Annotated in this window: 6 protein-coding genes; 3 read left to right on the plus strand and 3 right to left on the minus strand. The window is 74.1% G+C overall.

Going from position 1 to position 4,837, the window contains the following annotated elements; all coding sequences use genetic code 11:
* Positions 1-79 precede the first annotated feature (79 nt).
* Positions 80-1,048 (minus strand): alpha/beta hydrolase, encoded by a 969-nt coding sequence (locus tag L1885_RS23615; protein ID WP_235799185.1) that lies wholly within the window; start codon positions 1,046-1,048, stop codon positions 80-82.
* Between the two features lie 244 nt (positions 1,049-1,292).
* On the opposite strand from L1885_RS23615, the gene L1885_RS23620 reads away from it, so the two are divergent.
* Positions 1,293-1,802, plus strand: a complete 510-nt coding sequence (locus tag L1885_RS23620; protein WP_235799186.1) for a MarR family winged helix-turn-helix transcriptional regulator — start codon at positions 1,293-1,295, stop codon at positions 1,800-1,802.
* A 46-nt stretch (positions 1,803-1,848) separates the two neighbouring features.
* Here L1885_RS23620 and L1885_RS23625 read toward each other — a convergent pair whose 3' ends face one another.
* Complete coding sequence (locus tag L1885_RS23625) at positions 1,849-2,682, minus strand: serine hydrolase domain-containing protein (protein WP_235799187.1); 834 nt, start codon at positions 2,680-2,682, stop codon at positions 1,849-1,851.
* Between the two features lie 26 nt (positions 2,683-2,708).
* The gene (locus L1885_RS23630) at positions 2,709-3,221 is read right to left on the minus strand and encodes a GNAT family N-acetyltransferase (RefSeq protein WP_235799188.1); all 513 of its coding nucleotides are present in this window, start codon (positions 3,219-3,221) and stop codon (positions 2,709-2,711) included.
* Between the two features lie 86 nt (positions 3,222-3,307).
* On the opposite strand from L1885_RS23630, the gene L1885_RS23635 reads away from it, so the two are divergent.
* Together L1885_RS23635 and L1885_RS23640 are read left to right on the plus strand one after the other, a co-directional pair.
* Positions 3,308-3,772: a MerR family transcriptional regulator gene (locus L1885_RS23635; protein WP_235799189.1), complete on the plus strand. Its 465-nt coding sequence runs from the start codon at positions 3,308-3,310 to the stop codon at positions 3,770-3,772.
* Positions 3,773-3,779: 7 nt separating this feature from the next.
* Entirely contained in the window at positions 3,780-4,799 is a 1,020-nt protein-coding gene (locus L1885_RS23640) for an aldo/keto reductase (protein WP_235799190.1), read from the plus strand.
* Positions 4,800-4,837 lie beyond the last annotated feature (38 nt).

Consider the following 4,837-nt stretch of genomic DNA (forward strand, 5'->3'; position numbering starts at 1 on the left):
CGCCGGTCCCGGCCGCGCGCGGCCCGGCGGAGTGGGCTCGGACGGGGGCCCGCCCGCGGGCGGGCCCCCGTCCTGCGGCTCAGGCGAAGAGCGCCCGGCGCAGCGTGTCCACCGCGAGGCGGATCGCGCCGTCCGCGGCCTGCGTCCCGCGCAGGGCGTTGAGCATCACGAAGTCGTGGATGATGCCCTGGAAGCGGACGGCGGTGACGGGCACCCCGGCGGCGCGCAGCTTGTTGGCGTACGCCTCGCCCTCGTCGCGCAGCACGTCGGCCTCGCCGGTGACGACGAGCGCCTGCGGCAGCCCGGCCAGCTGCCCGGTGGTGGCGCGCAGCGGGGAGGCCGTGATCTCGGCGCGCTGGGCCGGGTCGGTCGTGTACTGGTCCCAGAACCACTTCATGCCGTCGCGGGCCAGGAAGTAGCCCTCGGCGAACTGCTCGTACGAGCCGGTGTCGAAGGAGGCGTCGGTGACCGGGTAGAAGAGCACCTGCGCGGCGAGCGGGACGTCGCCGCGCTCCTTGGCCATCAGGGTCAGGGCCGCCGCCATGTTCCCGCCGACGGAGTCGCCCGCGACGGCGAGGCGCGAGGCGTCGAGGCCCTTGGAGGCGCCTTCGGCGACGATCCACCGCGCGACGGCGTAGTTCTGCTCGATCGCCACCGGGTAGCGCGCCTCTGGCGACAGCGCGTACTCCGGGAAGACCACCGCGGCGCCCGTGCCCGCGGCCAGCTCCCGCACGAGCCGGTCGTGCGTGTGCGCGTTGCCGAAGACCCAGCCCGCGCCGTGGATGTAGAGGACGACCGGCAGGGGGCCCACGGCGCCCCGCGGCTTGACGATCCGGGCCCGCACGGACCCGGTCGGGCCGCCCTCGACGGTGATCCACTCCTCGTCGACCTCGGGGGCGTCCACCTCGCCGGACTGGACCTGGTCGAGCGTCGCGCGGCCCTCGGCCGGGGGCACCTGGTAGGCGAACGGGGGCTTCGACGTGGCCTCGGCGAAGGCCGCGGCGGCCGGTTCGAGGACCGGGGCGGTGGGAGCGTTGCCGGCGGGCATGGATTCTCCTCGTGTGGGGCGGGCCGGGCGTGTTCGGCCGCGGTCCTGCCGGTCCGCACGGGGTTCCGTGCGGACACCAGGAGAATAGAACTCTTTTAAATCGTGCGCAAGGTAATCGTCCTGGAGGGGATATGGCACAAGGTGGTTGCCTCCTTCCGGATCGGGTGCGAGGGGCTACGCTTGAGGAAGGCCGTACCCGGCGACGGACACCGCGGCAGTGAGGCCGCGGAAGAGTGGAGCGCACATGGACACAGAGGCCGCAGGCACCCCCAGCGCGGAGGCGGACACGCACCCGGCCGTCCCGGACGGGGAGCTCTCCCTGCTCCTGGACGACCAGATGTGCTTCGCCCTGTACGCCGCGTCGCGGGCGGTCACGTCGCTCTACCGGCCGATACTCGACGAACTCGGCCTCACCTACCCCCAGTACCTGGTCCTCCTCGCCCTCTGGGAACGGGACCAGGTGCCGGTCAAGGAACTGCGGCGGGCGCTCCAGCTCGACTACGGAACGCTGACCCCGCTGCTGAAGCGGCTGGAGGCGGCAGGCCTGCTCCGGCGCGAGCGCCAGGCCGACGACGAGCGCACGGTACGCGTCGGGCTCACCGAGCAGGGCATCGCGCTGCGCCGGCGGGCGCGCGCGATCCCCGCCGCGATCGGCGACGCCATGGGCCTGGACGACGAGGAGTTCGAACGCACCCGCGCGACCCTGCGCCGGCTCACGCGCAACGTGACGGCGCGCACGGAGGCCAGGGGCTGACGACGGGGCCGGCCGGTCCCCGGGCGCCCGCGCCCCGGCCCGGCGCTCACGCCCCGCGCAGCTGTGCCAGCACCGCTTCCGTCAGCGGCGGCCACGCCTCGACCGCCCAGGGGCCGAAGGCGCGGTCCGTCAGGACCACGCAGGCCGCCGCCGCGTCCGGATCCACCCACAGGAACGTGCCCGACTGGCCGAAGTGGCCGAAGGTCCGCGGCGAGGACGAGGCGCCCGTCCAGTGCGGGGACTTGGCGTCGCGGATCTCGAAGCCGAGGCCCCAGTCGTTGTGCCGCTGGTTGCCGTAGCCGGGCAGCACTCCCGACAGGCCGGGGAACTGCACCGTCATCGCGTCCGCGACCGTGCGCGGGTCCAGCAGCCGCGGCGCCTGGAGCTCGGCGGCGAAGCGCGCCAGGTCGTCCACGGTCGACACCGCGTCGCGGGCGGGGGACGCGGCGCCCTCCAGCGACGTCGCCGCCATGCCGAGGGGCTCCAGCACGGCCTCGCGCAGGTACCGCGGGAAGGGGATCTCCGTCGCCGCGGCCACGTGCTCGCCGAGGGCGTCGAAGCCGGCGTTGGAGTAGACGCGGCGGGTCCCCGGGGCGGACAGGGCCCGCCGCTCGTCCGGCGCGAGGCCGCTCGCGTGCGCCAGCAGGTGCCGGACCGTGGAACCCTCGGGGCCGGCCGGCTCGTCGAGTTCGATCGCCCCCTCCTCGTACGCGACGAGCACCGCGTAGGCGGCGAGCGGCTTGGTCACCGAGGCGAGGGGGAAGCGCCGGTCCGTCGGCCCGTACGAGCCCGCGGTGCTCCCGTCCGCCCGCACCACGGCCGCGGCGGCGTGCGGGACGGGCCACTTCTCGATCTGCTCCAGGGACTCAAGGCGCTCCATGGTCCCGACCCTAGTTCAGGCCTTCCTCACAGCCGCAGGCGCATGGCGGGCGCCCGCGTCGGGGCGAAGCCGAGCGACGCGTAGAGCGGGGCGCCCTCGGCCGAGGCGTGCAAATCGATCTTCGTCACCCCGCGCTCGCGGTACCAGCGCAGCAGCGCCTCCATGCAGGCGCGCGAGTAGCCGCGGCGGCGCATCGAGGGATCCGTGGCCACGCTGAAGACGTGTCCGCTCAGCCCGGCTTCGTTGCCCGGCGCGCCGAGCCGCTGCTCCACCGTGCCCACGACGCAGGCCGCCAGCGCTCCCGGACGCTCCGGGTCGTCCACGACGAAGGCGTTCATGGTGGCACCGGGGACCGCCAGGGCCGCGCGCAGGATCGCCACGCTCGCGGGCATCCACGAGTCGTCCCCGTGGCCGGGGTTGAGGGAGTCCAGCATGACGGCGCGCAGGCGCACGAGCTCCTCGGCGTCGGCGGGCGCCGCCTCCCGCACGGCGGCGGCGCGGGGTGAGGGGGCGTCGGGCATATCGGGGATCGGGTCCATGCCGCGCACAGTAGGCCGGGACGGGCGGACTCCGGTACCGGAACACCCTTGCTTCGAGCGCACTCCAAGGAATTAGCGTGTGGGGCATGACGCTGACGCAGAGCACGCCGATCGGCGCGGACCGTACGGAAAGCTGCGCCTCCGGACCGCTCGCGCATCCGAGGCCCGAGGGCGCGGACCAGTACACGATCAGCGAGGTGGCCGGCTTCACCGGGCTCAGCGCGCACACGCTCCGCTGGTACGAGCGGATCGGCCTGATGCCGCACGTCGACCGGTCGCACACCGGCCAGCGCCGCTTCCGCAACCGCGACCTCGACTGGCTCCACTTCGTCGGCAAACTCCGGCTGACGGGCATGCCCGTGGCGGACATGGTCCGCTACGCCGAACTCGTCCGCGCCGGCGACTCCACCTACGGGCAGCGGCGCGAACTCCTGGTGCGCACCCGGCGCGACGTCCTCGCGCGGATCGCGGAACTCCAGGACACCGTCGCCGTACTCGATCACAAGATCGGTTTCTACGCGGACGCCCACGAGGCGTCGGAGAGGCACTGAGCCACCGATGAGCGACACCGCACACCCCACCCGCATCCGCCTCGGCTCGCAGGGCCCGCAGGTCGGCCCCCAGGGCTTCGGGGCCATGGGCATCAGCTTCGCCTACGGCCCCAGCGACCTGGACGAGTCCCGCGCCACGCTGGAGCGCGCGCTGGAGCTCGGGGTGACCCTGTTCGACACCGCGGCCGCCTACGGGAGCGGCGAGAACGAGAAGTTCCTCGCGCCGTTCTTCGCCGACCACCGCGACGAGGCCGTCGTCGCGACCAAGTTCGGCCTGGGGATCGACCCCGAGGACCCGACGAAGCGCATCATCGACAACGACCCGGCGTACATACGCCGCAGCGCGGAGGAGAGCCTCACGCGCCTCGACGTCGAGACGATCGACCTCTACTACATGCACCGCCTCGACACGCGCTTCCCCATTGAGGAGACCGTCGGGGTGATGGCCGAGCTGGTGCGCGAGGGCAAGGTCAGGCACCTGGGGCTGAGCGAGGTCACCGCCGCCGAGCTGCGCCGGGCCCACGCCGTGCACCCGATCGCCGCCGTGCAGTCCGAATGGTCGCTGTTCAGCCGGGACATCGAGGCCCAGGTGGTGCCGGCGGCCGCGGAGCTCGGCGTCGGCATCGTGCCGTACTCCCCGCTCGGCCGCGGCTTTTTGACCGGCGCCTTCGTCAGCGCCGACGCCGAACTCGGCGAGGACGACTTCCGCCGCCAGCAGCCCCGCTTCACCGGGGACAACGCGGCGGCCAACGCGGCCCTGCTGGAGCCCGTGCGCAGCATCGCCGCCGCGCACGGCGCGACGCTCGCGCAGGTCGCGCTGGCGTGGGTGCACCAGCGGGCCGGCGTCCACGGCGTCGCCGTCGTGCCGATCCCCGGCACGCGCAGCCGCAAGCGGGTCGAGGAGAACACGGGCGCGACGCGCCTCGTCCTCACGCCCGGGGAGCTGGACGTCCTGGAGCCGATCGCCGGGCGCGTCGCGGGCAGCAGGTACGCCGACATGAGGCCGACCTCCGCGGGCCGCGAGTAGTCGCCCCACCCGGCCGGCGGCGCGCACGCGCGGGCGCG

It is taken from the genome of Streptomyces fuscigenes (assembly GCF_021556455.1).
In the GTDB taxonomy this organism is placed as follows: Bacteria; Actinomycetota; Actinomycetes; order Streptomycetales; family Streptomycetaceae; genus Streptomyces; species Streptomyces fuscigenes.